This window comes from Stenotrophomonas sp. a6, from assembly GCF_030913325.1.
GTDB lineage: Bacteria > Pseudomonadota > Gammaproteobacteria > Xanthomonadales > Xanthomonadaceae > Stenotrophomonas > Stenotrophomonas maltophilia.
Window position 1 is genome coordinate 3,538,054 of sequence record NZ_CP133161.1, and the last position, 24,728, is coordinate 3,562,781.

Below are 24,728 nucleotides of genomic sequence, written 5' to 3' on the forward strand. Positions count from 1 at the left end.
GGCCCCATAAACGACGAACCCCGGCCAGGCCGGGGTCCGTGTGCGATCTTCGCCGGCCTTACTTGGCGGCGATGACCTTGGCCATTTCCAGGCACTTGTTCGAGTAGCCCCACTCGTTGTCGTACCAGGTGACCAGCTTGACGAAGGTGCCGTCCAGGGCGATGCCAGCGTCGGCGTCGAACACCGAAGTGCAGGTTTCGCCGCGGAAATCGGTGGCCACCACCTTGTCTTCGGTGTAGCCCAGGATGCCCTTCAGCGGGCCTTCGCTCTGTGCCTTCACTTCCGCGCAGATCTCGGCGTAGGTGGCTTCCTTTTCCAGTTCGACGGTCAGGTCGACCACCGACACGTCCGAGGTCGGGACGCGGAAGCTCATGCCGGTCAGCTTCTTGTTCAGTTCCGGGATGACCACGCCGACGGCCTTGGCCGCACCGGTGGACGACGGGATGATGTTCTCCAGGATGCCACGGCCACCGCGCCAGTCCTTGTTGGACGGGCCATCGACGGTCTTCTGGGTGGCGGTTGCCGCATGCACGGTGGTCATCAGGCCGCGCTTGATGCCCCACTTGTCATTGATGACCTTGGCCAGCGGGGCCAGGCAGTTGGTGGTGCACGAGGCGTTGGAAATGATCGCCTGGCCGGCGTAGGTCTTGTCGTTCACGCCGTAGACGAACATCGGCGTGTCGTCCTTCGACGGCGCCGACATGATGACCTTCTTGGCGCCGGCATCGATGTGCTTCTGCGCGGTTTCCTTGGTCAGGAACAGGCCGGTGGCTTCCAGCACCACGTCGGCACCGACTTCATCCCACTTCAGGTTGGCCGGGTCGCGTTCCTGGGTCAGGCGGATCTTCTTGCCGTTGACCAGCAGGTCGTTGCCCTGCACTGCCACGTCGGCCTTGAAGCGGCCGTGCACGGAGTCGTACTTGAGCATGTACGCCAGGTAGTCCGGCTCCAGCAGATCGTTGATGGCCACGATTTCGATGTCGTCGCCGAAGTTCAGCACCGCCGAGCGCAGGACGTTACGCCCGATGCGACCGAAACCGTTGATACCAACCTTGATTGCCATTTCTCAAGCTCCTGCGGCCGCTACGGGTGCGGCGGGATGGATAGGGCCCACAAGTCTAGCAAACCGGGGCTGGCCACCGTGGGCCAGCGCCCGGGCCAGAGGGCCGGCGGACAGGATTTGATCCGGATCAAAGCGTTAGCACGGCGTGAGGCCGAGACTGTCGCCATCCACCCAGCAACGAGATCCCCCCCATGCGCAAGACCTCCCCCCTGATCCTGGCCGGCCTGGCCGCCGCCCTGTCCCTCGCCGCCGCCCCGGCCATGGCCCAGTCCAAGGGCGACTGGACCGTCTCGGCCGGCGTCCACCAGGTGGCGCCGAAGTCGAACAACGGCTGGCTGGCCGGCCACACGCTGAAGGTCGACGTCGACAACGACGTCAAGCCGACCATCACCGGCGAGTACTTCATTGCCGACAACCTGGGCATCGAAGTGCTGGCCGCGCTGCCGTTCAAGCACGACATCAACATCAATGGCCTCGGCCGCGTCGGCAGCACCAAGCAGTTGCCGCCGGTGGTGACCCTGCAGTACCACTTCAACAGCAAGGGCAAGGTCTCGCCGTTCGTCGGCGCGGGCGTGAACTACACGACCTTCTTCAGCGAAGACACCACCGGTGCGCTGGCCGGCAGCAAGCTGAAGCTGCAGGATTCGTGGGGTCTGGCCGCGCATGCGGGCATCGACTTCGCGATCGGCGAGAAGGGCGCCCTGCGTGTGGACATGCGCTGGATCGACATCGACAGCAAGGTGAAGTTGAACGGCGAGAAGATCGGTACGGTCAACATCGATCCGCTGGTCTACGGCGCTTCGTACGTCTTCAAGTTCTAAAGCGGTGTGTTGGGCGCGGGGGCTTCGCCCCCGCTCCCCCGCCATACGCAAAACCCTCGCAGCATGTTGCCCCGGTGATTGCCGGGGCTTTTTTGTGCCTGGGACTGAAGCGGTTCCGGAGCTGGGGCGAGGCGGGGAGCAGAGCCGGGACACGCCGCGCCTCCGCTGCGCTCCCGCTTCGGAACAGGAACGCGCCGCTCTTCAATCCACCTACCCCGCTAGAATGTGCACATGAAAGCCCTGCATTCCCTGTTCCTCGCCGCCGCCCTGGCGCCGGCCCTGCTGTCCGCTTCCGCCCCGGCCCATGCCTGGGGCGCACAAGGCCACCGCCTTGTCGCCGAAGTCGCCGACGCCCGCCTCAACCCCACTGCCCGCGCAGAAGTGGACCGCCTGCTGGCCACCGAACCGGACGCCACGCTGGCCAGCATCGCCCCCTGGGCCGACCAGCTGCGTGCCAAGGATCCGGGCCTGGGCCGTCGCTCGGCCGGCTGGCACTACGTCAACATCGCCGAAGACAACTGCCATTACGAAGCACCGAAGCACTGCAGGAACGGCAACTGCATCGTCGAGGCCCTGAAGGCACAGAGCACCATCCTCGGCGACCGCAGCCTGACCGATGGCGAGCGCCTGCAGGCGCTGAAGTTCGTCGTGCACCTGGTCGGCGACATCCATCAGCCGATGCACGCCGGTTACGCGCACGACAAGGGTGGCAACGATTTCCAGCTGCAGTTCGGCAACCGCGGTACCAACCTGCACTCGCTGTGGGACAGCGGCATGCTCAACACCCGCAAGCTGGACGACGCGGGTTACCTGCCGCTGCTGCAGAGCCAGCGCGCGCCGAAACTGGCGCGCCAGTCCAACCCGCAGCGCGACCCGCAGACGTGGGCCGAGGCCAGCTGCCGCATTTCCATGCAAGCTGGCGTTTATCCGGCCACGCGTAAAATCGGTGACGAATACACCGAGCGCTACCGGCCGCTGGCCGAAGCGCAGCTGCGACTGGCCGGTGAGAACCTGGCGCAGTTGCTGAACCGCGTGCTCGGCACGCGCTGAGGAGAGCTCCGATGTCGGTCCAGGTGCAGTCGTTCTTCCACCGTGACAGCAACACCTTCAGCTATCTGGTCAGCGATCCGGCCAGCGGCGAGGCGGCGCTGATCGACCCGGTCCTGGACTACGACCCTGATACCGACGCCAGCAGTGAAGCGCCGCTGCATGCCGCGTTGCAGGCCATCGAGCAACACGGCCTGCAGCTGCGCTGGCTGCTGGAAACCCATGCCCACGCTGACCATGTGTCGGCCGGGCGCCGCCTGAAGCACCGTTTCCCGCAGGCCACGCTGGCCATCGGCGAAGGCATCCGCGCGGTACAGGCAACGTTTGCACCACGCTATGGCCTGCAGCTTCCTGCCGCAGATGAAATCTTCGATCACCTGTTCAGCGACGGCGAAACTTTCGCTCTGGGCGAACTGCGCTGCCAGGTGATCGCCGTGCCCGGCCATACCAGCGACAGCATCGCCTACCTGATCGACGATGCGCTGTTCACCGGCGACTCGCTGTTCATGCCCGACGGCGGCACTGCCCGCTGTGATTTCCCCGGTGGTGATGCCGCGCAGCTGTACCGCTCGATCCAGCGCCTGCTAGCCCTGCCCGATGCGACCCGCGTATTCGTCTGCCACGACTACGGTCCGGGCGGCCGTGATTTCGCCAACGAAACCACCATCGGCGAACAGCGCGCGCACAACATCCACGTGCATGAGGGCGTAGCCGAGGCGGCGTTCGTCAGCGTGCGACAGGCACGCGATGCCACGCTGGCCGAACCGGCGCTGATGCAACCGGCGGTGAAGGCCAACATCCAGGGCGGCGCCTGATATACGCGCCGCTGTACTGGCCGGGCATGGCCCGGCGCTACCCGGCATCACGCGCGATCATTTTCCCTGCATGCGGACCGTCTGCCGGCCCTTCACGACCTCGAAGGTGAAGGCGTACTGCAGGGTGACGGCCACCGGTTCGACCCGCTCGGCACTGCGGCAGTCGCCGCGATCAGCCGGCACTTTGCCTGCCGCGAAGTGACAGACTGCGGCGGACGAGTACTTCCACATGGCAACCGCCTCCTGCGCTGCCTGCAGCAAGGGCGCATTCTCCGGTGCCTCACCCGCACTGCATTCGCTGCGGTCGGTCAGCGGGATGCTGCGCTCAACGCTGCCCTGCGCATCCACCACCACCTGCAGGCAGACCGTAGTCGGCGGCAGCGAGGTGCGTGGATCACGCTCGCCCACTACCGGGTCCGGTGCCGTATGCAGTTGTGGCATGCGGTAGCCTTCGCTGGCGGCCAGTGCGTAGGGCTGGATCTGACCGGTCCCTCCCCCCGCATCGGGTCGCAGACGCTGGTGACCGACATTCTCGCTGCGGGTATCGGCCGTGGTCAGGCGATCCTGGGTTGCACATGCCGCCAGCAGCACCGCCATCATCAGCAGCGGCGCTCGCTTCACTTCGTGTCCTCGGTGTCATCCATGGCGTAGGTAATCGGGACGCGCACGGCACCGGCCACCGGCTTGCCGTTCTTCACTGCGGGCCGATAGGTCCAGCTGCGCGCCGCAGCAATCGAGACAGCATCGAACACCCCCGGATTGGTGGCGCTGAGCACCTGGACGTCGGTGGGATGGCCTTGGGCATCCACTTCCACGCGCAGGTTCACCACGCCCACCTGGCGCTGCTCGACCGCAGATTTCGGATAGGACGGCGGCGGCATCTTGTCGACCTGGATCTCCCGATCCATGACGGACCCTGCCGGGCCTCCCACGCCTCCGCCCTGGCTGGCCCACGCCACCGCTCCCATTCCCAGGCACAACCCGACCACCAGTACCTGTCCCGACACCCACGGCAATGCCTTCCGCTTGGACTGCTTCAACATGGCGATGCGCTCCTTCAACACGGGTTGGCTGCGCCAATGGCAGACCGCGGGCGCAACCGGGTGGACCAGCTGCGCCTTCAGCAGCGTGCTGGCGTAGAGGCCGCGCAGCGCAGGCTGCGGGCCGATGGTGCGGGCATCGCAGGCCAGTTCCTGGTCGCGCAGGAAGCGGCGTGCGGCCCATGGCAGCAACGGGTGGAACCAGAACAGCGCGCGCACCAGCAGCAGCGCGCCGTTGGCCCAGTGGTCGCCATTGCGACGGTGGCTGCGCTCGTGCTGCAGGATCAAGCCCTGTTCCTGCGCGCTGAACTGCTGATCGAATTCCGGGCCAACCACGATGCGCGGCCGCCACAGGCCAACCAGCGCTGGCAGACCCGGGTCGCCGCTGGCCTGCCAGCTGCCATCGGTGCGCGGCGTCAGTGGACCCATGCGCCGTTCGAATCGACGCTGCGCGCGCAGGTCACGCAGCAGGCGGAGGCCCGTGCCCACGGCCCAGAATGCCAGCAACAACCCGGCCCATGGCAAGGACTGGCCGGCCGCGCCATCAATGGCACCGGGCAGCACTTTCAGCGGCAGCGTGGGTACCTGCTGCAACAACGCAACCTGCGGCAACGGCAGCATCAGTGCCAGCAGCAGCATCGGCAGCAGCCACCAGCTGCGGTATGCCAGACCAGCGCCCCCCAATCGCACCAACAGCGGCCGCATCACCGCCAGCAGGACCGCGCCCACCGCCAGCCACACGCTGGCCTGCAACAGTCCGTCGAGCAGCTCAGTCATGGTCCAGCTCCTGGATCAGTTTCTTCAGTTCGGCGATGTCCTGCGCACTCAACTGGCCGCGTTCGCTGAAGTGCGCGACCAACGGCGCAACGCGCCCTTCAAAGACACGGCCGATGAAGTCCTGGCTCTGCGCCTCCACCCACGCCTGGCGCTGCAGCAGCGGCCGGTACAGGTAGCGCCGGCCATCACGCTCGGCGGCGATCGCGCCCTTGGTCAGCAGACGATTGAGCAGGGTCTTGATGGTCGGTTCGGCCCAGTCGCGGTGGGCCAGTGCGGCGACCACTTCATCGGCGCTACGCGGTGCCTGCTGCCACAGCACCTCCATCACAACGGCTTCGGCTTCGCTGATCGGAGTCATTGTTTACGTCCGTAATCGATGAACCGATTACGCGCGTAATCGAATCGCCTGTCAAGCCCCTCGACTCCAGGTTCATCCTGGCTGCGCCAGCATCGATGCCTCCCGCTCCAGGCCCCGGATGAAAGCGCTGCCCAAGAAGGATTTCCCGGTCGAGCAGGCCCGCCGCTTCCTCGAACCTGGCCCGATCGTGCTGGTCAGTACCGCTTGGCGTGGCCAGCGCAACCTGATGACGATGGGCTGGCACATGGTGATGGGCTTCTCGCCCTCGCTGGTCGCCACCTACCTCTGGGACGCGAACCACAGCCACGCGCTGGCCCTTGGCAGCGGCGAGTGCGTGATCAATGTGCCCGGCGTGGAGCTGCTCGACACCGTGGTGGACATCGGCAACTGCAGCGGCCGCGAGGTCGACAAATTCGCCCGTTTCGAGCTCGATGCGCTGCCCGCGCGCGAGGTCGGCGCGCCGCTGGTCGGCCAATGTCATTCGTGCTTCGAATGCCGACTCTACGACGACAGCCAGGTGCAATCGAGCAACCTGTTCATCTGGGAAATCGTGCGCGCCCACGTCGCGCCCCGGCCGAAACTGCCGCGCACGGTGCATTACCGCGGCGATGGCCAGTTCATGGTGTCCGGCGCCGAAGTCTCGCGTCGACGGCGGTTCAAGCCCGACATGCTGTAATGCCAGCACTCCCCCACACGCAGGACCGCCGCGCATGACCGAACACCTCACCGACCTGGACGCCGCCGTCGACTGGTTGTTTGCGCGCGTGGACGGGCCGCTGCGGATCGGGGCACCGCTGGCACTGGGCAAGCCGCATCGGCTGCTCAATGCCCTTTATGCACGCGTCGAGCACGATCCATCGCGGCCGCTGCAGCTGTATACCGCGCTGTCGCTGAACCCGCCGAAGGCGCGCGGCAACGGCCTGGAAGCGCGCTTCATGGCGCCGTTCGCGCAGCGCCATTTCGGCGACGATTTCCCGCGCCTGGCCTATGCCGATGCGATCGCGCGCGATGCGCTGCCGGCACATGTGCAGGTGGAAGAGTTCTACATGCAGTCCGGCGCCCTGCTCGGTTCGCGCCAGGCGCAGTCCAGCTATACCAGCCTGAACTACACCCACGCCGCCGATGCGGTCGCGCAGCGCGCGCCGCAGGTGATCGTGCAGAAGGTGGCGATGCGGCCGAACGATCGCCGGCTTTCGCTGTCGTGCAACAACGACATCACCCAGGACACGCTGGATGCGATGACCGCGCGCGGGCTGCCGCGCCCGTTGCTCATCGCCGAGATCGATCCGCAGCTGCCTTACATGGGCGGCTCGGCCACGGTCGATGTGTCGTTCTTCGATCTGGTGATCACCCCGCCGCCGCCGTACCCGGCGCTGTTCGGGCTGCCGCGGCAGCCGGTGGGCGATGCCGACTACGCCATCGGCCTGTACGCCAGCACGCTGGTGCGCGACGGCGGCACCCTGCAGATCGGCATCGGCACGCTGGCCGACGCGCTCAGCCATGCGCTGGTGCTGCGCCACACCGACAACGCGCGCTACCGCCGCGTGCTGCATGCGCTGGATCCACAGCTTGCCAGCCACCCGCTGGTGCAGGAGATCGGCGGACTGGATCCGTTCGAGGTGGGCCTGTACGGCTGCAGCGAGATGCTCAACGAAGGCTTCCGCCGGCTGGTGCAGACCGGGGTGATCAAGCGCAAGGTGCACGACGACCTGGCGCTGATGCAGCGCATCGAGAACGGCAGCACGCTGTCCATCGACCACGCCACCCTGGCCGCCGAGGGCGAGTACCTGCACGGCGCGTTCTACCTGGGCTCGCCGGAGTTCTACGAGTGGCTGCGCACGCTGCCGGAAGACGAATGCCGTGCGATCGGCATGCGCCGCATCAGCGAAATCAACCAGCTGTATGGCGGCAACGAGACGCTGGAGCGCCTGCAACGCCGCCATGCGCGCTTCTTCAACTCCTGCATGATGGCCACTGCACTGGGTGCGGCCGTGTCGGATGCGCTGGACGACGGACGTGTGGTGTCCGGCGTGGGTGGCCAGTACAACTTCGTGGCGATGGCACATGCCCTGCCGGAAGCGCGCAGCGTCTTGATGTTCCGCGCGGCGCGCGATGACAAAGGCCAGCGCGAATCCAACGTGCGCTGGAACTACGGGCACACCACCATCCCGCGCCACCTGCGCGACATCTACCTCAACGAATACGGCATCGCCGATCTGCGCGGCCTGACCGACGAGGACTGCGTGCATGCGATGACCGCGATCACCGAAGCCCCGTTCCAGAGCGGCCTGCTGCAGCAGGCACACGCCTCGCGCAAGCTGTTGGCGGCGTCCCAGCCCGACCCGCAGCGCCTGCAGCGCAATACGCCGCAGGCACTGGCCGCGGCACTGGCACCGTTCCGCGCCGACGGCAGCCTGCCGGACTATCCGCTGGGCAGCGACTTCAACGAGATCGAGCAGGTGCTGGTGAAGGCGCTGGGTTGGCTGAAGGCCAACACGCAGACCCGCGGCGACAAGCTGCGCACGGTCTGGGCGGCTCTGCGGCAACCGGCCGGCGACGGCGATGCGGTGTACCTGCAGCGCATGGGTCTACAGGCCCCGAAGGATTTCGCCGAACGTCTGGACGCGCGACTGCTGCGGCTGGCGCTGGCGCGTACCGCCTGAGAAAAGGGGACGGAGGGGATCAAGTCGCATGTGCACAAACGACTTAATCCCCTCCGTCCCCTTTTTCCTGCGGCAAAGAAAAGGCCGGCGTGCGCCGGCCTTTCCTCATTACGTCGCGAAGCTGCTTACAGCGACTTGGCCGCTTCCACCACGTGGGCAGTGGTGATGCCGAAGTGCTTGTACAGCTGGTCGGCCGGGGCCGAGGCACCGAAGGTGTCGATACCGATCACGGCACCGTCCAGGCCGACGAACTGGCGCCAGAAACCGGTGACGCCGGCTTCCACCGCCACGCGCTTGCGCACGGCGTTCGGCAACACCGATTCACGGTAGGCCGCATCCTGGCGCAGGAACACGTCGGTGGACGGCATCGAGACCACGCGGGTCTTGAGGCCGGCCGCGTCCAGCTGGGCCTTGGCTTCGGTGGCCAGCGAGACTTCCGAACCGGTGGCGATCAGGATCACGTCCGGGATACCGGCAGCGTCGGCCAGCACGTAACCACCGCGCTCGATCTGGGCGATCTGCTCAGCGTTGCGCGGCTGGTGCGGCAGGTTCTGGCGGCTGAACACCAGGCAGCTCGGGCCGTCCTGGCGGGTGATCGCAGCCTTCCAGCTCACCGCCGACTCGACCGCATCGCACGGACGCCACACGTCGTTGTTCGGGATGTAGCGCAGCGAGGCCAGGTGCTCCACCGGCTGGTGGGTCGGACCATCTTCGCCCAGGCCGATCGAGTCGTGGGTGTAGACGTGGATGGCGTGGGCCGGGATCAGCGCGCTCATGCGCACGCCGTTGCGGGCGTAGTCGCTGAACACCAGGAAGGTGGCGTCGAACGGAATGAAGCCACCGTGCAGGGCCAGGCCGTTGGCAATGGCGGTCATGCCGAACTCGCGCACGCCGTAGTACACGTAGTTGGCGTTGGCGTCGTCGCTGGCGACCGACTTGCTGCCCTTCCACAGGGTCAGGTTGGAGTGCGCCAGGTCGGCCGAGCCGCCGACGATTTCCGGCAGCAGCGGGGCGTAGGCTTCGATGGCCAGCTGCGACGCCTTGCGCGAGGCGATCGTCGGGCCTTCGGCGGCCACCTGGGCGATGTAGGCATCGGCCTTGGCAACGAAGTCGGCCGGCAGTTCGCCATGCGAGCGGCGGGTCAGTTCGGCCGCTTCAGCCGGGTACTGGCTGGCGTACTTGTCGAACAGCTGTTCCCATTCGGCCTGGCGCAGCGTGCCGGCGCCGTTGGCGCGCCAGCCGTCGTAGATCGCCTGCGGGATCTCGAACGGACCGTATTCCCAGCCCAGCTGCTTGCGGGTGGCTTCCAGTTCGTCCTTGCCCAGCGGTGCGCCGTGGCTGGATTCCTTGCCCGCCTTGTTCGGCGAACCAAAGCCAATGGTGGTGCGGCAGCAGATCAGGGTCGGCTTGTCGCTCTGCGACAGCGCGGCCTCGATGCCGGCCTTGATGCTCTCCGGGTCATGACCATCGACATCGCGCACCACGTTCCAGCCATAGGCCTCGAAACGCTCCGGGGTGTTGTCGGTGAACCAGCCCTCGACGTTGCCGTCGATGGAGATGTGGTTGTTGTCCCAGAAGCAGACCAGCTTGTGCAGGCCCCAGGTACCGGCCAGCGAAGCGGCTTCATGCGACACGCCTTCCATCAGGCAGCCATCGCCCATGAACACCCAGGTGCGGTGGTCGACCACTTCCAGCTCCGGGCGGTTGAAGCGCTGTGCCAGCAGCTTCTCGGCCAGGGCGAAGCCCACGGCATTGGCGAAACCCTGGCCCAGCGGGCCGGTGGTGGTTTCCACGCCCGGGGTCTCGTGGCGCTCCGGGTGGCCGGCGGTGTGGCTGCCCAGCTGGCGGAACAGCTTCAGCTGCTCGATCGGCAGGTCGTAACCGCTCAGGTGCAGCAGCGCGTACTGCAGCATCGAACCGTGGCCGTTGGACAGCACGAAACGGTCGCGGTTGAACCAGTGCGGGTTGCTCGGGTTATGGCGGAGGTAGTCGTTCCAGAGGACTTCGGCGATGTCGGCCATGCCCATGGGCATGCCGGGGTGGCCGGACTTTGCGGTTTCAACCGCATCGGCGGCAAGGAAGCGGATGGCGTTGGCCAACTGGCGACGGGTAGGCTGCGTCATGGTTCTGTCGGAATCGGGAGGCGGCCGCGGACGTGCGGGCGGCCTATTGTCCCATAGTCGCCGGGCGGGGGGTCGGTTCACCTTGCCCGGTCGTGCCGGCCGCTGGCCGGCAACGTCGTCATCTCCCCCGGATTCCGCATGTGAAGCGGGGTCGGAGCCCTTTCCTTGCGGAAAGGAATCCGACCCCGATCAGGTCGCCAGCAGTGGCGTTGGACTCAGTCCTGCTGCGGGCCCAGCGCCGGGCCGTCGTGCGATTCGCCCTTGGCCACCAGCGTGGTCAGGGCCAGGTCGCCGGTCACGTTCAGCGCCGTACGGCACATGTCCAGGAAGTGGTTCACGCCCAGGATCAGGCCAATGCCCAGCGGGTTCACGCCCACCATCGCACAGATCATCGCCACCACCGGCAGCGAGCCCGACGGCACGCCGGCGGTGCCGATGCCACCGAGGATGCAGACCGCCATCACCATGATCTGCTGGCCGATGCTCAGGTCCACGCCGAAGAACTGGGCCAGGAAGATCACCGTCACGCCCTCGAACAGCGCGGTGCCGTTCTGGTTGGCGGTGGCGCCCACGGTCAGCACGAAGCGCGACACGCGCTGCGGCAGGCCCATCTGGTCGGCCACGCGCAGCGCGGTCGGCAGGGTGGCGTTGCTGGAGGCGGTGGAGAACGCCATCACCGTCGCTTCCTGGGTATCGCGGAAGAACGACAGCGGCGAACGGCCGGACAGCCACACGGCGGTACCGTAGGTCACGATCATGTGCAGGCCGAGTGCCAGCACCACCACGCCCACGTAGGCACCGAGGCGGATGATCAACTCGAAGCCGAACAGCGCGGCCAGGTTGAACATGAAGCAGGCCACCGCATACGGGGCCAGGCGGATGACCAGGTTGATCAGGGTCATCGAAATTTCGAACACGCCTTCAATGGCGCGACGCAGCGGGGCCACCTTCTCGTTGTCGGTCAGCACCATGCCGATGCCGAACATCAGCGCGAAGAACATCAGCGACAGGATCGCGCCGTTGTCGGACGCGGCCTGCAGCACGTTGCTCGGCACGATCGACAGCAGCATGTCCATGCCCTTCGGCGTGCCATGGATGCCAGCAACAATTTCCTTGCTGCGCTCGGCGTTCTCCGAGAGCATCATCGCAGCGACCTGCGGATCGACGCCGGCACCCGGCTTGAGCAGGTTGACCAGCACCAGGCCGATGCCCACGGCAATGCCGGACAGCAGCACGGTATACGCCAGGGTCTTCCAGCCGATGCGGCCAAGGGCACGGATGTCGCCCATCTCCGACACGCCCATGATCAGCGCCGAGAAGATCAGCGGCACGATCAGCATGAAGATCAGGTTGAGGAACAGGCCCGACGCCGGGGTGGTGATGTAGTCCATTACCCACTTGGCACCGGCCTGCAGACCATCGACGCTGCCGCCCAGGGCGTGCACGATCAGTCCCAGGATCAGGCCGATCGCAAAGCCGATGCCCATCTTCCAATGCAGGGGCAACTTCTTCTTGTCGGCAGCAGCTGCTGTCATGCGCGGATTTCCTCGAAAAATGAATGCACTCTAACAAAGCGCGCAAGCGGCGCCGGTTCAGGTTCGCCGCGTTGGATACAGCGGCGCCAGGCCAGTGTCAGCGGCGCCGGTAGCCGCCGACCAGTGCGGTCCGTCACGGAAGACCTCGCGCAGACGCGCGCGCAGCGATGCCAGGTCGCCCTGCCCGCCCCAGCGTGCCTGCTGCAGGTCCTGCAGCACCTGGCGCTGGCCAGGGTCATCCAACCGCGCGATGACCTGCTCGATGCGCTCAACCCCGGCCATCGCGCACAGCTGCGCTTCCACCTGATCGAAGCCTTCGCCATCCAGCGTGCGGCGCAGTTCGGTCAGGCCGGCACGTCCGCGCGCCACAGTCGGCACAGAGGGCTTGCCGGCTGCAGGCGTCGCCGCATGCGGTCGGCGGCCTCGCTGCCAGCCCCACAACAGGGTCAGCAGCCACAGCAGCGCCAGTCCGATGGCCGCGCCCATCCACGGCCACGGGCGTTCGGCCAGGCCGCTGGCGCGCGGATCGGTCGCGGCGATGCGGCTGTCCTGGCCATCGCCACCCGGCAGCGCAGCATCGGTGTCGATCGGCGGCAGCGGCGCAGGTGAAGCACTGCCACCGCCATTGCCGGCTGCGACAGCCAGTGTCAGGTCCGGCAGCTTCGCTTCCTGCGCCTTGCCTGCGCGCACATCCCACCACGGCAGGCGCGGCCCCGGCACCACCAGCGAGCCTGGCTGGCGCGGCACGATCGAGTAGCGGCGGGTGATCTTCAGCCGCGGGGTGCTGCCATTGAACGATTCTTCGTACTGCGCAGGTTCGGCGAATACCTGCGCATGGGTGCCCAGATCCGGCACCGGCAGGTCGGTGAACTGTGCGCGGGTTGCCCCTTCGGCAATCGCCTCGACCACCACAGTGGCGGCCTCACCGGTACGGGCGCTGGTCGGCGCACTGGTGTAGCGCAGCTGGAGGCTCTGCAGCGGAAGCCATGGCTGCGGCGCCTGTGCCGGTTGCGCCTGCACCTGCAGCGTGCGATCAGCGCCGGTGGCATTCATGCGGCCGTCGCCGCCGCCGAAGAAGTCGTCGAAGAAGCCACCGGCACTGCGCCCACTGAAGCGCGCACCGGCCAGCCGAAGTGCACCGCTGCGCTCGGGGATCAGCAGGAAGCGGCGCTCGACCACGTTGTAGCGGCGGCCGTTGACCTGCCGCACATCGGTGCGGTCATCGCCTACCCGCTGCAGCGACGCACCCGCCGGGGTATCCAGCACCAGTTCGCCAGAGGCCAGCTGAGAAGCGAAGAACAGCCTCACCACCACGCCTACGCTCTGCTGCACATACGGCGTTTCGTCATCGACAACGGTTTCGATGAATGCCACCGCATTACTGTCGGGGCCGGCCACGGCAGCGGCATCCACCTGCAGGGTCAGCGGCGCGGTACGGACGCTGCCCACCTGCAGGCCCGGCACCACCAGTGCACCACTACGCCGTGGCGTCAGCGCTACGCCATACAGGTTGCGCTGCTGCATGCTGCCGTTGCTCCACTCCACCTGGCGGCTGCTGGTCTGCCCGCTGAGGTCGAAGTCGGTACGCAACGGTGTGAAGTCAGGGGCACCCTGGTCGCTCTCGACATTGAGCGTGACCGTGTCGCCCATCGCGATGCGGTCGCGGTCCAGCCACGCGCGCGGCTGCGCCCAGGCCAGCAGCGGCAGCCACAGCAGCAGCGCCGCCAGTACCTGTCGGGGCCAGTGCCCGTGCATGTTGATCGCCCGCGTCATCGCCCTTCCCTCTTCCTGCGTTCATTTTCCAGCTGGAACTTGGCCCGCAGCAATGCGCCCGGATCATCCGGCACGCGCCGCATCCACGCCTCCACCGCCTGTTGCTCCTCGCGTTGGCGCGGAGTAGTGCCGTCACTGCCTGGCACGGGTTTGCCATCCTGTTTGCCCTTGCCCTCACGTGCCTGCTGCATCGCCTGCTGCATGCGCTGGCGCTGCTGCTCATCAGCCTGGGCCTGCGCCTTGGCATCCTCCACCTGTGGTGGCGCCTGCTGTCCATCGCGGCCACGCTCGCCGGGCTGAGGCGCCGACTGCGCGTCGTCGTCACCCGCCTGGGGCTGCCCCTGCTGGCCCTGCTGAGATGGTGGCTGACCCTGTCCTTGATCCTTCTGACCCTGCTGCGGTTGCTGGCCCTGCGGGTTCCGCTGGCCCTGTGAATTGTTCTGCTGCTTCTGCTGCCCGTTCTGCTGCGGTTTCTGCTGGTCCTGGCCCTGCCCCCCCGACTGCTTGCGCTTGCGTGCGGCATCAACCACGGCACGGTTGGCGACCGCATCGGCCATGCCGGGATGCAGCGCCAGCGCGCGGTCGTAGGCGGCGATGGCTTCGTCGTAGCTGCCCTGGCGCGCCAGCGTGTTGGCCAGGTTGTACCAGCCCGCATCACTGTCGATGCCCTCGAACTGCTTGCGCGCAGTGGCGAAGTCGCCCGCGCGATAGGCCTGCACGCCGTCGGCCAGGCGCTGGTGCTGCAACTGGTCGGCGCGCTTCCACAGCGTGCCCTGCGATGGCGGCGAAGCGGGCGCTGGAGCTGCCTGCGCCTGCACATCCCCCATCCATGGCAGCAGGCCCACCGCCAGCACTGCGGCCAGCAGCGCGCGGCGGCGGAAGGCGAGCAGCGCCAGCAGCATCACCGGTGGCAGCAGCCAGAATCCTTCATCGCGCCATTGCCTGCCCTCGCCGGGCCGCTGCGCCGCAGTACCTTCGCGTGCATCAAGCACACCCAGTGCGCGCAGGTCACTGCCATCGGCGGTGATGCGCGCATAGCGACCGCCACCTGCCGTGGCCACCGCACGCAGGCGACCTTCGTCCAGCGCAGCCTGGCGGATCTGTCCGCTGTCGTCACGATACGCCGCACCCGCCGGTGTACCGAGCCCCAGCACCGACACCTGCAGGCCGAGCCCACGTGCCTGCGCGGCCGCCAATGCAGCTTCACCATCGGCTTGATCGGTGACCAGCAGGATCTGTCCCTGCGGTGCAGCGATCTGCCGCATCAGCCGCGTGGCCCAGTCGATGCCACGGTCGGCACGCTGGCCATCACGCGGCATCACATCCGGCGACAAGGCATCCAGATACAGCGCGACGTTGCTGCCGTCATCGGTCAGCGGCGCGACGGTGTAGGCATCTTCGGCGTACACCACCAGACCCACCTGCCCACCCTTGCGTGCGCGCAGGAGCTCGCCGACCTTGGCCCTTGCCTGCAGCAGGCGCGACGGTGGCAGGTCGGTGGCAGTGATGCGGCTGGACAGATCCAGCACGATCAGCAGCGGTGCGCTGGGCTGGAACATCGGCTGTGCCTGCTGCCGCCAGCTCGGCCCCGCCATCGCCAGTGCTGCCAGCGTCCAACCCAGCAGCACTGCCAATGGCAGCCGCACGCGACGGCGAGCACCGGCGGCCAGCAGATGCGGTAACAGGTGCGCATCCACCGCCTGCCGCCACGCATCGCTGCGCCGCTGCCGGTACAGCGCCACGGCGAGAATCACCGGCAAGGCCAGCAAGGCCCACAGCCATTCCGGGCGCAGGAAGTGCAGTGCATTCCAGTCGGGAAGATGGGATGCCAACGCGATCATCGACGGCGCTCCGGCCACACCCATGCCAATGCCCCCAGCAGCAAGGCCAGGCCCAATGGCCACGCATAGCGCTCCTCGCGCGGGCGCAGGCTCGGCCCCTTCGCAGCGATCGGCTCCAGACGATCCAGTTCGGCGTAGATGCCGGCCAGCTGCGCGGTATCGCGTGCGCGGAAGAACTGGCCACCGGTCAGGCTGGCAATCTTCTTCAACGTGGCCTCGTCGACCGGGTCCTGGTCAGCGGAAATCGGAATACCGAGGAAGCGCATGCTGCCATCGCCACCGAACGCGACGGTGTGGATGCGCACCCCTTCGGCCTGCGCGACTTCGGCCGCACGCAGCGGTTCCAGCACGCCGGCATTGCTGACGCCGTCGGTCAGCAGGATCAGTACACGTTGCCCTTCCGGCTGGCTGCGCAGGCGCTTCACCGCCAGGCCGATGGCATCACCGATGGCCGTCTCGCGCCCGGCCAGGCCGACCACGCTGTCGCGCAGCTGGTCGCGCACGCTGGCCAGGTCCGCAGTGAGCGGCGTGAGCGTATAAGCACGGTCCCCGAAGATCAGCAGGCCGATGCGATCGCCGGCACGACGATCCAGGAAATCGGCCAGCACGGCCTTGGCTGCGGTGAGGCGATCCACCGCCTGCCCCCCCAGCACCATGTCGCCCTCGCCCATGCTGCCGGACACGTCCATCGCCAGCATCATCTGCCGGCCCTGCTGCGGTGGCGTGATCGCTTCGCCCAGCTGTTGCGGGCGAGCCAGTGCGACGCACAGCGCGCACCAGCCCAGCCACAACAGCAGCGTACGCAGCCACGAAACATCAACGCGACCGCCACCGGCCAGCGATTCCAGTTCCGTCGCCGCATAGGGCACGCGCAGCGCAGCGCCGGGATCGGCACGACGCTTCCACCAGCGCATCAGCAACGGCAACGGCAGCGCCAGCAGGGCCAGCGGCCACGCCAGCTGCAGGTCCGGCCATGGCCAGTAACTTGCCAGCAGGTTCATCGGCGGCGCTCCAGCAGCATCGCCAGGTAGCGCTCGCGCGCCCAGTTACGCACGGCCGCCACTTCGCTGGCGTCCACGCGGGGACGATAGGCACCTTCGGCCAGCAGGCTGCGGCGCGCATCCGGCAACGTGCCCTTCGGATCCACGCGCTGCCACCAGGCATCGTCACGCAGGGATTCACTGCCGGGCTGTGCCTGCCGCGCGGCGCGACGCAGCAGGCCGGCGATCGCCGCCAGCTCCGCGGTGGCATCGGCGGTGGTGGCCAGCTCCTGGTCGAACGCCTGCAACCAGCGTTGGCGACGACGGCGGCGTTTCCACCACAGCACGGCCAGCGCCAGGATCACCAGCAACACCGCGCCACCGACCATCAGATAGCCGGGGGCCGGCGGCCACCACGACGGTGCCGGCGGCAACTGCACATCGCGCAGCGGAAGGTTGGCGCTCATGCCGGCACCTCGGTTACCGGTGGTGCCAACCAGGCGTCGCTGGGCGCATCGGTGGACAACACCTGCACGTCAACGCGGCGTGCGCCGAGCTGGCGGCGCAGCGCCTGCAATGGTTCGACGAAGTGCGCCTGCCAGTGCGCCTGCACCTCGCTGCGACGCAGGTCGAGGCCAATGCGCTGCTGCGCGGTCTGGAACTGCAGGGCCGCCGAGGGCGGTTGCAGCTCGAGGGGATCGACCAGCAGCACCAGGCTGAGGTCATGGTGCTGGGCCAGCGCGCTCCAGCGCACGACGGGAATCCGCGCGGCCTGCTGCGGATCGGCCAGCACCAGCATGCGCGCCCCGGGGCGCAGCACGCGGGCGGCATGGTCCAGCGCGCGTTCCAGGCCGAGATCGTCGGCGGGCGGCTGTGCGTACCAGCGGGTGAGTGCGTCGAGCACGCGCAGTACACCACGCGGCCCACCCGCGGGTGCAATCGGCGCTTCGCGGTCGCTGCCGCGCAGGGCACCCACGCGATCACCGCGGCGCTGCGCCGACCACGCGGCGACGGCGCCCGCGCGGGCCGCCTGCACCGACTTGAATCGCACGCGGGTGCCGAAATACAGCGCCGGCGACGTATCGGCCACGATCAGGCTGACCCGCTCGCGCTCGGCCTGGAACAGCTTGGTATGGGCACGGCCGGTCCGCGCGGTCACGCGCCAGTCGATATGTCGTGCATCATCACCGGCCACGTACTCGCGTGACTCGGCGTACTCCATGCCACGCCCACGCAGCGGCGACGGCGCCTGCCCGGCGTTGCCGGCACGGCCACGGCGTGGCGGCGGCGGCCGCTGTGCCAGCCGGCGCAGGGCCACCAGTTCGGACAGGTGCGGGCGCAGTCCGTCGCCATCGCTGACGGTGGATGCGGCTTCCAGGGATGGATCGGTCATGCGCGGGCTCAGGGTGCCGGCACCCGGGCCAGCAGCTCCTGCACCAGGCGTTCGCCATCCCAGCCTTCGGCGGTGGCTTCGTAGCTGGGCAGCACGCGATGGCGCAGCACGTCGGCGGCAACCGCACGCACATCGTCGGGGGTGACGAAGTCACGGCCGGCCAACCAGGCGCGTGCACGGGCGCAGCGTTCCAACGCAATGGAACCACGCGGGCTTGCGCCCCAGGCGATGCGGCGCCCGAGGCCGGCGTCATAGCGCGACGGATCACGCGAGGCCAGCACAAGCTCGACCAGATAGCGCTCCAGCGCCGGCGCCATGTGCAGGTCCAGCACTTCGCGGCGGGCATCGAACACATCCTGCATCGGCAGCTTCTCCGGTGCGGGTGCCGCTTCGCCCAGTGCGCCACGGGCACGCTCGCGGGCGAGCCGCAGGATCTCCGATTCGGCGGCCTGGTCCGGATAGCCGATGCGTACGTGCATCAGGAAACGGTCCAGCTGCGCTTCCGGCAGCGGGAAGGTACCTTCCTGCTCGATCGGGTTCTGCGTGGCCATCACCAGGAACAGCGGCGGCAACGCATAGGTGTGGCGGCCAACGGTGACCTGGCGCTCGCCCATCGCTTCCAGCAGTGCCGACTGCACCTTGGCTGGCGCGCGATTGATTTCATCGGCCAGCAGGATCGGGTGGAAGATCGGGCCAGGTACGAATTCGAAGCGCCCTTCCTGCGGGCGCCAGATCTCGGTGCCGGTCAGGTCGGCCGGCAGCAGGTCGGGGGTGAACTGCACGCGGGCGAAATCCGCCTCCAGGCGCGAGGCCAGTGCGCGGATGGCCGTGGTCTTGGCCAGGCCCGGGGCGCCCTCCACCAGCAGGTGCCCGTCGGCCAGCAATGCGATCAACAGGCGTTCGACCAAAGCCGCCTGGCCGACGATTTCGGCCGACAGCGCGTCGCGCAACTGGTTGAAGGCGCCATGCAGGCGGGAGGCGGCCGGCGCGGGCGGCGGCGAGACGGTTTCGGGCATCGGCGGTGGCAGGTTCATGGGGGCCTTTGACCGGCGCGGGACGGCACGGGTTCCCCACATCATCGCAGGGTGCCCTGCGATTGGCATCAAGAACGGCTGAACGGGCCTCTCCTCCACGCATGGCGTGTATCTACCGGATCATCCGCGGACTACGTCCGGCATGAACGAAGAAGGGCCGCACATGGCGGCCCTTCTTCGTGTCGCGGGTGCGCTGGCTCAGTTCTGCCTGGCCACGCGCAGCACCTTCGGGGTGACGAACACCAGCAGCTCGGCCTTGTCCTTGCTGCGGCCACGCTTCTTGAACAGGTTGCCCAGGAACGGCACATCGCCCAGGAACGGAACCTTGCTGATGCTGTTGCGGTCGGTGAACTCGTACACACCACCGATGACCACGGTCTGCCCGTCCTCGACCAGCACCGCGGTGTTCACCTCGCGGCGGTTGATCGACGGCACGGTGCCATAGCCTTCCAGCTGGATCAGCCGGTCCACTTCATCCTTCTTCACCTGCATGTTGAGGAACACGCGGTTGTCGTTGGTGATGGTCGGGGTGACCTTCAGTTCCAGCACCACTTCCTTGAACTGCACGTTCGGCGTAGCGACACCGCCCGCACCGGCGCTGATGGTCACATAGCCGATTTCCTTACCCTGCTTGATCAGGGCCTCGCGCTGGTTGGTGGTGACCACGCGCGGGTTGGAGATCACTTCACCACGCGACTCCTCCTGCATGGCCGACAGCTCGACGTCCAGCAGGTAGCCGGCATTGAGGATCGACAGCGCAAGCGAGCCTGCCGGGTTGGTGGACGCCGCCGGCATGGCCCAGTTCAGGCCACGGGTGATTGCCGAGCCGACCGGCACCGGCGCCGGGCCCGTACTGCCACCGGCCAGCCAGTCGCGGTAGGCCTTGGCGTTGGTCGCATTGGCTTCGACCTGCGACTTGCGGGTTGCCTCGTTGGCTTCCAGATTGCCGCTGAAGTAGGCGTTGTCGCGGCTGCCACTGATGCCGAACCGCGCACCCAGCTCACGCGCGAACGTATCGGTGGCGATGACGATGCGGCTTTCGATCAGCACCTGGTCGACCGGGCGGTCGATCACGTTGATCAGCTCACGCATGCGCGCGATCTTCTTCGGAATGTCGCTGATCATCAGCGTGTTGGTGCGCTCGTCGGCAACGATGCGGCCACGGCCGGACAGGAAGCCACTTTCTTCCTGGGATGAGCCACCACCGCCGCCACCGCCTGCTCCACCACCGCCACCACCGCCGATGCCCTTGGCTTCGGTCAGGGCTTTGAAGATCTGGGTGGCGCTGTGGTAGTTGATCTGGACGTAATCGGTCACCAGGTCTTCGCGGTTCTCGATGGCGATGCGCGCGTCTTCCTTCTCCTGCTCGAACTTGGCCAGCTCGGCCTGCGGGCCGACCCAGATCACGCTGCCATCGCGTCGCTTGTCCAGGCCCTTGGCACGCAGCACGATGTCCAGTGCCTGGTCCCACGGCACGTTGACCAGGCGCAGGGTCACATTGCCCTGCACCGAGTCGGAGGCCACCACGTTGAGGTTGGACTCTTCGGCGATCAACTGCAGCACAGTGCGCACTGGCACGTCCTGGAAATTGAAGGTCACCGGCTTGCCGGTGAAGCCACGCTGGCCGACGGCCTTTGCGGCCTGGGTGACGCTGCCGGCGGTCACTGCACCGACGGCGGCCGGAGCCTGCCGCGCGCTGATCTCCACCACGTATTCGTTGCCGCTCTGGTAGGCCAGCGACTCCACCGCACCGCCGGTGCTCAGCACCAGCTGGGTGCCGGCGCCGGACGGCTTGGCGTCGATGCGCTGCACCGGCGTGGCGAAGTCGACGACGTTCAACGGCTTCTGCAGGTTGGCCGGCAGGCGGGCATTGCCCACGTCGACCACCACGCTGTTGCCCTGCGTGCGCAGGTCCGGGATCGCGCCCTGGCCGTCAAACTGCACGATCAGGCGGCCCGCGCCATCATCGCCGCGCTTGAAATCGATCTTGGCCACCGACAGGCCGGCCGGTGCCGCGGCCGGTGCGACGGTGGTGCCCACCGGCTTCTCCGCCGGTGCGGCGGCCAGCGCCGGAGCGCAGGCCAGCATCAGCGCGACTCCCAACGCGCTGACACGGTTCAAGGTAGAGCGCCGGTTGGGACGCAGCCCCTTGGCTTGGTGAAAGGTCATCGTGCTATCCCCAGTAAACGATCATTGATCTTCAAGCGAGAGCGTTGCCGGCCGTTCCAGCCAGCCACCCGCGCCATCCGGCACCAGTTCGATCAGCTCCACACGGTCTTCGAAGACCGCAGTGACCCGCCCGTCGCTCTGCCCCAGGTAACCGCCCGGGCGCACCCGGTAGGTCACCTTGTCCGGCCCCATCACCAGTGCGACGGTGCCGCCGCCGGTGCCGATGGTACCGACCATGTCCAGTGCGTCCAGCGGGAAGCCCTCCAGGGGCTCCTTGCGCCGGTTCGGATCCGGCCGCAATCCGCCATTCCCCTGCGGATTGGTCCAGGCATCGGTGAACGGATCACGCAGGCCCTGCGCGGAGTATTCGAAGGTCTCGAACTGCTGCATCACAGGCAACGGTTCCAGCGGCTGCGCCGGCCGGGCACGTTCGCCTTCCACCCACTTCTCGAGATTCGGCGCATCGCCCGGCGTGCTGGTCACGCCACGGCCGCAGGCGGCCAGCAGCAATACAGCAGCGGCCATCCCGCAGCGTGCAAAGAAGGAACGGATCACTTGCTGCCCTCCTTGCCGGCTTCAGCCTTCTGCTGTTCCTGCACCTCGGTTTCGTCGAGATACCGGTAGGTCTTGACCGTGCCGGACAATTCCAGCGCACCGGCACGCGAACCACCGCCAGCCTTGTCCGCCGGCTTCAGATTGATGTCGTGCATGGTCAGGATCACCACGCGCGGCAGCGAGGCCACGCCACTGACGAACGCACCGAACTGGTGGTAGCTGCCCACCATCTTCAGCTTGATCGGCTTCTCGGCGTAGAACTCCTTGACCTGCTCCTGTTCCGGTTCGAACAGCTGGCTGGTCAGGCCGCTGGACAGCGCAGTCTGCGAAATGTCGATGATCAGGTCCGGCATTTCGGTCTTGCTGGGCAGCTGCCGCAGCATCTGCTGCAGCACCTGCTCCATCTGCGCCAGCTGCTGCTTCAGCGGCCCCAGGTTCACCGCGCGTTCCTGCTGCTTGGAGAACTCGGTACGCAGATCGCTCTCCTTCGATTCCAGGCTGGCCAGTTCATCGCGCTTGCCGCTGATCAGCAGCATCCATGCAACGAACATGATGACCAGGGCCAGCAACGAACAGAAGACGATCTTGGCCTTCTGCGGCCAGTTGCCGATGTCGTTGAAATCCAGGTTCTTCAGATCGATTTTCTGGCTCATGCGCGGTCCCCCTGCAGCGGGGCGTAAGAGGCCTGCGGCGGCTGCGCCAGGCGGCTGCCCTCAGGCCTGGCGGCCGGAGCCGGTGCGGCGGGCTGGTTCGGCTTGGCCGGTGCAGGCGCCGGTGCGCTGGCGGGTGCTGCGGCCGGGGCCGCCGCCGGTTGGGCCGGGGCCGGTGCTGGTGCAGCAGCCGGGGCCGCCGCATCGGGGCCGGCGGCAAGCGGCGCCACGGCGGGCGTCGCAGCCGGAGCGGCCGCCACGCTGCCATCCGCGTTCAAACCGGCAGTGCCTGTCTCTTCACTCTGCGCCGGCAGCTTCACCGTGACCTTGAACATGTACGGCAGTGCCTTGATGTCCGATACCGGACCGGCTGCACTCTTGTCGCCGGCACTGGCCTGAATGATCGACAGCTCCGGATTGGTCATCCAGCCGGAGGTTTCCAGGTTGCGCATGTAAGCCGACACGCGCGCATTGGACTGGGTGCGTCCCTCGAGGGTGAGCATGTCCCCCTCCTGCTGCAAGGCGGTCAGCACCACGCCGTCGGGAATCGTGCGCACCAACGCGTCGAACAGGTGGACCATCTGCGAGCGCTTGGCCTGCAGTTCCTCGATCACCTTCTTGCGGGCCAGCAGGCGGTCCTTCTGCGCATCGAGGCGGTCGATCTCCTTGTTCTGTTCCTTGACCTTCTCGATCTCGGCTTCCAGATAGGCATTGCGGTCCATCTGGCCGCTCACCTGGCGGTCGTAATAGAACCAGATCAGCAGCGACAGCAGCAGGCCACCGATCGCGGCCATGCCCAGCATTGCGTAGAACTCGCGCTGGCGTTGCTTGCGCCGCTCGGCGCGCCAGGGCAATAGATTGATGCGTGCCATCAGTCGAAGCTCCTCAGCGCCAGACCGGTGGCGATCATCAGCGCGGGGGCATCCTGGGCCAGCGCATGCGCGTTCACCTTCGGGCCCAACGTCATCTGTGCCAGCGGGTTGGCGACCACGGTCGGCACGCCCAGCTGCTCCTCGACCATTTCCGGCAGCCCGCCCAGCACGGCGCAGCCGCCGGCCAGCACGATGTGATCAACGCGGTTGAACTCACTGCCTGCATAGAAGAACTGCAGCAGGCGGCTGATCTGCTGGACCGTGGCTTCCTTGAACGGCTCCAGCACTTCCATCTCGTAGCTTTCCGGCAGCCCGCCCTGGCGCTTGGCCAGGCCGGCCTCCTCGTAGCTCAGGCCGTAACGGCGCATGATCTCGTCGGTCAGCTGCTTGCCACCGAACACCTGTTCGCGGCTGTACAGGCTGCGGCCGCCGCGCAGGACGTTGAGGGTGGTCATGGTGGCGCCGATATCAACCAGCGCGACCACGCCGTCGATGGACACCGGCAGCTCGCTGGCGACCAGGGCGTAGGCGTTCTCGACCGCGAAGGCCTCCACGTCCATCACCTTGGCCTGCAGGCCACCCAGCTCCAGGGCCGACTGGCGCAGTTCCACGTTCTCCGAACGCGACGCGGCCAGCAGCACCTGGACCATCTCCGGGTTGTTCGGGATCGCCCCGATCACCTCGAAGTCCAGGTTCACTTCCTCGATCGGGTACGGAATGTAGTTGACCGCTTCCAGCTCGATCTGGGCTTCCATGTCGTTCTCGTCGAGCTCGGCCGGCATCGGGATCACCTTGGTGATCACCGCCGACCCGGCGACGGCGGCAGCGGCCAGCTTGGCCTTGCTGCCTGAACGGTTCATCGCACGGCGGATGGCCTCACCCACGGCCTCCACTTCCACGATGTTCTTCTCTACCACCGCATTCGGCGGAAGAGGTTCCACAGCGTAATGTTCCACACGGAAACGATTGCCGCTGCGGGACAGCTGCAAAAGCTTTACCGCAGTCGAACTGATGTCGACGCCTACAAGCGGCGACTGACTTTTTGGGATGAGCCCCACGGTTTCTCCCCTGCCGACGGGCACTTGGACGCAAGACCTGCGCCCGAGCATTAATAACGTATTCTTAGCAAATGGCAACGGCCCTGCTGTGAAGTTCCTCACGGATTCACGATGCAGCCCCTGACTGTTCCCCTTGCGCTCCCCGGTGCCGACCCCAGCCG

22 protein-coding genes are annotated in these 24,728 nt (G+C 67.2%); 5 read left to right on the forward strand and 17 right to left on the reverse strand.

What is annotated here, in order from left to right:
• Positions 1-58 precede the first annotated feature (58 nt).
• Positions 59-1,063, reverse strand: a complete 1,005-nt coding sequence (gap, locus tag Q9Q79_RS16270; protein ID WP_005414333.1) for a type I glyceraldehyde-3-phosphate dehydrogenase — start codon at positions 1,061-1,063, stop codon at positions 59-61.
• Positions 1,064-1,254: 191 nt separating this feature from the next.
• Here gap and Q9Q79_RS16275 point away from each other — a divergent pair, with 191 nt between their 5' ends.
• From Q9Q79_RS16275 to Q9Q79_RS16285, 3 genes are all read left to right on the forward strand, one after another.
• Positions 1,255-1,884, forward strand: a complete 630-nt coding sequence (locus Q9Q79_RS16275; protein ID WP_005410839.1) for an OmpW family outer membrane protein — start codon at positions 1,255-1,257, stop codon at positions 1,882-1,884.
• Positions 1,885-2,115: 231 nt separating this feature from the next.
• Positions 2,116-2,934 carry a S1/P1 nuclease gene (locus Q9Q79_RS16280; protein WP_012481131.1) on the forward strand — a complete coding sequence of 273 codons (819 nt, stop codon included), beginning with the start codon at positions 2,116-2,118 and terminating at the stop codon, positions 2,932-2,934.
• 11 nt (positions 2,935-2,945) lie between these two features.
• Positions 2,946-3,746 (forward strand): MBL fold metallo-hydrolase, encoded by an 801-nt coding sequence (locus Q9Q79_RS16285; RefSeq protein WP_201861707.1) that lies wholly within the window; start codon positions 2,946-2,948, stop codon positions 3,744-3,746.
• Positions 3,747-3,803: 57 nt separating this feature from the next.
• Here the strand turns inward: Q9Q79_RS16285 and Q9Q79_RS16290 are convergent, their stop codons facing one another.
• Genes Q9Q79_RS16290 through Q9Q79_RS16300 form a run of 3 tightly spaced genes read right to left on the reverse strand, consistent with a single transcriptional unit; the run spans position 3,804 to position 5,921 of the window.
• Complete coding sequence (locus Q9Q79_RS16290; RefSeq protein ID WP_201861706.1) at positions 3,804-4,367, reverse strand: hypothetical protein; 564 nt, start codon at positions 4,365-4,367, stop codon at positions 3,804-3,806.
• On the reverse strand, positions 4,364-5,563 hold the full coding sequence (locus Q9Q79_RS16295; RefSeq protein ID WP_201861705.1) for a TonB family protein: 1,200 nt from the start codon (positions 5,561-5,563) through the stop codon (positions 4,364-4,366). The genes Q9Q79_RS16290 and Q9Q79_RS16295 overlap by 4 nt, the downstream gene beginning before the upstream one ends.
• Entirely contained in the window at positions 5,556-5,921 is a 366-nt protein-coding gene (locus Q9Q79_RS16300; RefSeq protein ID WP_012481135.1) for a BlaI/MecI/CopY family transcriptional regulator, read from the reverse strand. The genes Q9Q79_RS16295 and Q9Q79_RS16300 overlap by 8 nt, the downstream gene beginning before the upstream one ends.
• A 118-nt stretch (positions 5,922-6,039) precedes the next feature.
• On the opposite strand from Q9Q79_RS16300, the gene Q9Q79_RS16305 reads away from it, so the two are divergent.
• Entirely contained in the window at positions 6,040-6,597 is a 558-nt protein-coding gene (locus Q9Q79_RS16305) for a flavin reductase family protein (RefSeq protein ID WP_111193305.1), read from the forward strand.
• Between the two features lie 34 nt (positions 6,598-6,631).
• Positions 6,632-8,584: an acetyl-CoA hydrolase/transferase C-terminal domain-containing protein gene (locus tag Q9Q79_RS16310; RefSeq protein ID WP_201861704.1), complete on the forward strand. Its 1,953-nt coding sequence runs from the start codon at positions 6,632-6,634 to the stop codon at positions 8,582-8,584.
• Between the two features lie 125 nt (positions 8,585-8,709).
• Here the strand turns inward: Q9Q79_RS16310 and tkt are convergent, their stop codons facing one another.
• The 13 genes from tkt to Q9Q79_RS16375 form a co-directional block, all read right to left on the reverse strand.
• Positions 8,710-10,707: a transketolase gene (gene tkt / locus Q9Q79_RS16315; protein ID WP_111189051.1), complete on the reverse strand. Its 1,998-nt coding sequence runs from the start codon at positions 10,705-10,707 to the stop codon at positions 8,710-8,712.
• A 215-nt stretch (positions 10,708-10,922) separates the two neighbouring features.
• Positions 10,923-12,242, reverse strand: coding sequence for a dicarboxylate/amino acid:cation symporter (locus Q9Q79_RS16320; protein WP_005410848.1), 1,320 nt, complete (start codon positions 12,240-12,242; stop codon positions 10,923-10,925).
• A 57-nt stretch (positions 12,243-12,299) separates the two neighbouring features.
• Positions 12,300-14,015, reverse strand: coding sequence for a BatD family protein (locus tag Q9Q79_RS16325; RefSeq protein WP_049396141.1), 1,716 nt, complete (start codon positions 14,013-14,015; stop codon positions 12,300-12,302).
• On the reverse strand, positions 14,012-15,856 hold the full coding sequence (locus Q9Q79_RS16330; RefSeq protein WP_049396142.1) for a VWA domain-containing protein: 1,845 nt from the start codon (positions 15,854-15,856) through the stop codon (positions 14,012-14,014). Before Q9Q79_RS16330 ends, Q9Q79_RS16325 begins: the two co-directional genes overlap by 4 nt.
• Complete coding sequence (locus tag Q9Q79_RS16335; RefSeq protein ID WP_049396143.1) at positions 15,853-16,857, reverse strand: VWA domain-containing protein; 1,005 nt, start codon at positions 16,855-16,857, stop codon at positions 15,853-15,855. The genes Q9Q79_RS16330 and Q9Q79_RS16335 overlap by 4 nt, the downstream gene beginning before the upstream one ends.
• Complete coding sequence (locus Q9Q79_RS16340; protein WP_049396144.1) at positions 16,854-17,303, reverse strand: DUF4381 family protein; 450 nt, start codon at positions 17,301-17,303, stop codon at positions 16,854-16,856. Before Q9Q79_RS16340 ends, Q9Q79_RS16335 begins: the two co-directional genes overlap by 4 nt.
• Positions 17,300-18,229 carry a DUF58 domain-containing protein gene (locus Q9Q79_RS16345; protein ID WP_049396145.1) on the reverse strand — a complete coding sequence of 310 codons (930 nt, stop codon included), beginning with the start codon at positions 18,227-18,229 and terminating at the stop codon, positions 17,300-17,302. Before Q9Q79_RS16345 ends, Q9Q79_RS16340 begins: the two co-directional genes overlap by 4 nt.
• Positions 18,230-18,237: 8 nt before the next feature.
• Positions 18,238-19,263 carry a MoxR family ATPase gene (locus tag Q9Q79_RS16350; RefSeq protein ID WP_005410854.1) on the reverse strand — a complete coding sequence of 342 codons (1,026 nt, stop codon included), beginning with the start codon at positions 19,261-19,263 and terminating at the stop codon, positions 18,238-18,240.
• Positions 19,264-19,461: 198 nt separating this feature from the next.
• Entirely contained in the window at positions 19,462-21,432 is a 1,971-nt protein-coding gene (locus tag Q9Q79_RS16355) for a type IV pilus secretin PilQ family protein (RefSeq protein WP_099472648.1), read from the reverse strand.
• Positions 21,433-21,453: 21 nt separating this feature from the next.
• Positions 21,454-21,957, reverse strand: a complete 504-nt coding sequence (locus tag Q9Q79_RS16360) for a pilus assembly protein PilP (RefSeq protein WP_044571441.1) — start codon at positions 21,955-21,957, stop codon at positions 21,454-21,456.
• A 26-nt stretch (positions 21,958-21,983) separates the two neighbouring features.
• On the reverse strand, positions 21,984-22,640 hold the full coding sequence (pilO, locus tag Q9Q79_RS16365) for a type 4a pilus biogenesis protein PilO (protein WP_005410857.1): 657 nt from the start codon (positions 22,638-22,640) through the stop codon (positions 21,984-21,986).
• Positions 22,637-23,509: a PilN domain-containing protein gene (locus Q9Q79_RS16370; RefSeq protein ID WP_005414347.1), complete on the reverse strand. Its 873-nt coding sequence runs from the start codon at positions 23,507-23,509 to the stop codon at positions 22,637-22,639. Before Q9Q79_RS16370 ends, pilO begins: the two co-directional genes overlap by 4 nt.
• A complete protein-coding gene (locus Q9Q79_RS16375) occupies positions 23,509-24,567 on the reverse strand; it encodes a pilus assembly protein PilM (RefSeq protein WP_005410860.1) in 1,059 nt (352 codons plus the stop codon). The genes Q9Q79_RS16370 and Q9Q79_RS16375 overlap by 1 nt, the downstream gene beginning before the upstream one ends.
• Positions 24,568-24,728: the final 161 nt, after the last annotated feature.

Excerpts from the sequence above, each read along its gene's own strand:
- gap (WP_005414333.1), bottom strand. The coding sequence starts at position 1,063 with ATGGCAATCAAGGTTGGTATCAACGGTTTCGGTCGCATCGGGCGTAAC.
- Q9Q79_RS16275 (WP_005410839.1), top strand. The coding sequence starts at position 1,255 with ATGCGCAAGACCTCCCCCCTGATCCTGGCCGGCCTGGCCGCCGCCCTG.
- Q9Q79_RS16280 (WP_012481131.1), top strand. The coding sequence starts at position 2,116 with ATGAAAGCCCTGCATTCCCTGTTCCTCGCCGCCGCCCTGGCGCCGGCC.
- Q9Q79_RS16285 (WP_201861707.1), top strand. The coding sequence starts at position 2,946 with ATGTCGGTCCAGGTGCAGTCGTTCTTCCACCGTGACAGCAACACCTTC.
- Q9Q79_RS16295 (WP_201861705.1), bottom strand. The coding sequence starts at position 5,563 with ATGACTGAGCTGCTCGACGGACTGTTGCAGGCCAGCGTGTGGCTGGCG.
- Q9Q79_RS16300 (WP_012481135.1), bottom strand. The coding sequence starts at position 5,921 with ATGACTCCGATCAGCGAAGCCGAAGCCGTTGTGATGGAGGTGCTGTGG.
- Q9Q79_RS16305 (WP_111193305.1), top strand. The coding sequence starts at position 6,040 with ATGAAAGCGCTGCCCAAGAAGGATTTCCCGGTCGAGCAGGCCCGCCGC.
- Q9Q79_RS16310 (WP_201861704.1), top strand. The coding sequence starts at position 6,632 with ATGACCGAACACCTCACCGACCTGGACGCCGCCGTCGACTGGTTGTTT.
- tkt (WP_111189051.1), bottom strand. The coding sequence starts at position 10,707 with ATGACGCAGCCTACCCGTCGCCAGTTGGCCAACGCCATCCGCTTCCTT.
- Q9Q79_RS16320 (WP_005410848.1), bottom strand. The coding sequence starts at position 12,242 with ATGACAGCAGCTGCTGCCGACAAGAAGAAGTTGCCCCTGCATTGGAAG.
- Q9Q79_RS16325 (WP_049396141.1), bottom strand. The coding sequence starts at position 14,015 with ATGACGCGGGCGATCAACATGCACGGGCACTGGCCCCGACAGGTACTG.
- Q9Q79_RS16330 (WP_049396142.1), bottom strand. The coding sequence starts at position 15,856 with ATGATCGCGTTGGCATCCCATCTTCCCGACTGGAATGCACTGCACTTC.
- Q9Q79_RS16335 (WP_049396143.1), bottom strand. The coding sequence starts at position 16,857 with ATGAACCTGCTGGCAAGTTACTGGCCATGGCCGGACCTGCAGCTGGCG.
- Q9Q79_RS16340 (WP_049396144.1), bottom strand. The coding sequence starts at position 17,303 with ATGAGCGCCAACCTTCCGCTGCGCGATGTGCAGTTGCCGCCGGCACCG.
- Q9Q79_RS16345 (WP_049396145.1), bottom strand. The coding sequence starts at position 18,229 with ATGACCGATCCATCCCTGGAAGCCGCATCCACCGTCAGCGATGGCGAC.
- Q9Q79_RS16350 (WP_005410854.1), bottom strand. The coding sequence starts at position 19,263 with ATGAACCTGCCACCGCCGATGCCCGAAACCGTCTCGCCGCCGCCCGCG.
- Q9Q79_RS16355 (WP_099472648.1), bottom strand. The coding sequence starts at position 21,432 with ATGACCTTTCACCAAGCCAAGGGGCTGCGTCCCAACCGGCGCTCTACC.
- Q9Q79_RS16360 (WP_044571441.1), bottom strand. The coding sequence starts at position 21,957 with ATGGCCGCTGCTGTATTGCTGCTGGCCGCCTGCGGCCGTGGCGTGACC.
- pilO (WP_005410857.1), bottom strand. The coding sequence starts at position 22,640 with ATGAGCCAGAAAATCGATCTGAAGAACCTGGATTTCAACGACATCGGC.
- Q9Q79_RS16370 (WP_005414347.1), bottom strand. The coding sequence starts at position 23,509 with ATGGCACGCATCAATCTATTGCCCTGGCGCGCCGAGCGGCGCAAGCAA.